This is a genomic window from Candidatus Planktophila sp. (assembly GCA_030681675.1).
Classification (GTDB): Bacteria; Actinomycetota; Actinomycetes; order Nanopelagicales; family Nanopelagicaceae; genus Planktophila.
Map to the genome: position 1 here is coordinate 1 of JAUXRP010000042.1, position 1,369 is coordinate 1,369.

Genomic DNA, 1,369 nt, shown 5'->3' on the forward strand with positions numbered 1-1,369 from the left:
AAAAGCAGAAGTTTTTGGTGTCAAACAGAAAAAACGCGGTGGTTTAGTGATTATCGATCAAGTGCATTTTGGTCACCCAAAACAAACGGAATAATCGACAAGTAGCTGATTACATTTCGTGGGCTAATTATTTTATCGTCACGGGATTGCCACATCACTCCAAAGTCATCACTCGGAGCTTGTGCGGTTTCTAATCCGAGATAGTTTTTATTTGTTGCTTCAATTAATCCTGCGACGGAATTCGAAGAAAAGAAAATAAAGCACCTACCCAGATAAGGCCTGAGAGATAAATTAGTGGGGTTCCAATATTTGCTGGGGAGTTATAAATTCCTATGGCCAGTAAGGCAAATAGAGCTGAACCAGCCCACAATAAAATAGCTGCAGTTTTGTGAGTAGCGCCTTTGCGCACTAAACGGTGAGACAAATGATCCTTGCCCCCCGTCAAAGGTGATATCCCACGATATATACGCGATGCGACTGCAACTGTTGTATCTAAGATTGGAACAGCTAATAAAATCGGCATTAGGGCTAAAGATTTCCAACTCGGATGTATCCCTGGATTCACACGGATTGTTAAAACCGAGATAACCACACCAAGGAAAAGTGCGCCTGCATCGCCCATATAAATCTTGGCCGGTTGTTTGTTCCAGATGAGAAAGCCGAGAGTTGCACCAGCGGTGGTGATAGCGAGCGCGCTGACTGATTCCTGGCCTTGGTTAAAGGCGATATAGAAAATACCTAATGTGACAACGGCGACAGTGCCGGCAGCACCACCATCTAAGTTATCGAAGAAGTTAATAGAGTTGCAGATTCCGACGATCCATAAAACAGTGAGCACCTGGTTCATAAGTGAACTACCGAAGGCCACTCCGACAGTATCGGTTTTAACTAACATGATGGCGATACCAATTGCAATAATCGTTTGCACTAATAAACGCGGCAGAGCTGGCAGACCACTTAAATCATCAATGAGACCCATCGCACCCATGATGAGAGCGGGGATTAATACATAACTTGCTAGTGGCAAATTGGTGGTGGTGTAATCAGAGGCGACAACTCCGGCGTAAGCGAGCGCAGTAACGGCGATGGCGATTGAGAGACCACCTAAATAAGGCACGGGCTCTTTCTGGGTCTTGCGCTCGAGGTTGGGCTGATCCATGGCTCCGATACGGATCGCTAGGAGTCGAATGGGCCAGGTGAGCAGGCCTGTGAGAGCAAAGGCCATAATCCCAAGGAGCGCGAATTGGCCGGCGCTAAAACTCATGGAGCGAGTATAGGTATCACTCAGGGGATTAATTTGTACAAATTATTCAGTATTTGGTACGATATTTGCATGACCGATTTATCTATATCTGAAGCCCGAGCCGAA

At 46.0% G+C, this 1,369-nt stretch carries 1 protein-coding gene; it reads right to left on the reverse strand.

Features of this window, described 5'->3' with window-relative positions; genetic code table 11:
- Positions 1-223: 223 nt before the first annotated feature.
- The gene (locus tag Q8K48_09245; protein ID MDP1852576.1) at positions 224-1,264 is read right to left on the reverse strand and encodes an MraY family glycosyltransferase; all 1,041 of its coding nucleotides are present in this window, start codon (positions 1,262-1,264) and stop codon (positions 224-226) included.
- Positions 1,265-1,369 lie beyond the last annotated feature (105 nt).

Coding starts and splice junctions, on each gene's coding strand:
- Q8K48_09245 (MDP1852576.1), bottom strand. CDS start 1,264: ATGAGTTTTAGCGCCGGCCAATTCGCGCTCCTTGGGATTATGGCCTTT.